This is a genomic window from Kitasatospora nipponensis (genome assembly GCF_039528135.1).
GTDB classification, from domain to species: Bacteria; Actinomycetota; Actinomycetes; order Streptomycetales; family Streptomycetaceae; genus Kitasatospora; species Kitasatospora nipponensis.
The window spans coordinates 1-780 of record NZ_BAAALF010000652.1; the positions used below are offsets into that span (position 1 = coordinate 1).

Here is a 780-nt window from a genome sequence, read left to right on the forward strand (position 1 = left end):
CTGACGGTTCGACCGGCTGACGACATGACAGTGGGGCCGCACCGACCGGTGCGGCCCCACTGTCGTACCGGTCAGCCCGCGTCGTAGTTGTCGGCCTTGAACGGGCGGCTGCCCTGCATCTCGGACCTGAGGATGCCGATCCGGCTGTTGAACCGGTCGACGTTGACGTCGTGCTCGGCCAGGGACTCCACCGTGGCGGCCATCACGGCGTGGACCACCGGGGTGGCGCTGAACAGCACGTCGTCCGACTTGAACCGGCTGGTCCAGGTGCGGTCGGCCCAGGCGCCGCGGAGCGAGAACGGCTCCGGCAGCGAGACCCCGCCGCCCAGCCAGCTGAGCAGGGTGGGGAACTTGTGGAACGGCGCGCGGAGGGCCTGCCGGACCACGTCGTCGTTGTTCACCAGCGGGAGGATGACGGTGCGCTCCTCCCAGAACTTGCCGGTCTTCGGGACCTTGAGCTCCTTGGGCTTCGGCTTGGCGCCGAACAGCCCGTGCAGCGGACCGAGCGCGTGGCCGGAGACCGAGACCCGCAGGGTGTTGTTCATCACGGTCACGCCGATCAGCACGGTGGACACCAACTGGCCCTTGTGGAGCACCAGTTGAGCGGACGTCCGGTGCCGGCTGTCGGTGCCCAGGGTCTGCCGGTTGGCGATCGCCTGGAGCGCGAAGTCACGCATCCGGTAGTTGTCCATGTCCGGCCCGGACGGCCGGCCGATCTCGTCCGCGCCCTCCGGGGTGTCCACCACCAGCCACTGCTGGACCGGGACGTGCGGGATCCCG

The 780-nt window shown here is 69.6% G+C and carries 1 pseudogene; it reads right to left on the bottom strand.

The annotated features are described in order from the left end of the window. Positions 1-71 precede the first annotated feature (71 nt). Positions 72-780: pseudogene (locus ABD323_RS42495) on the bottom strand (hypothetical protein); the annotation flags it as partial.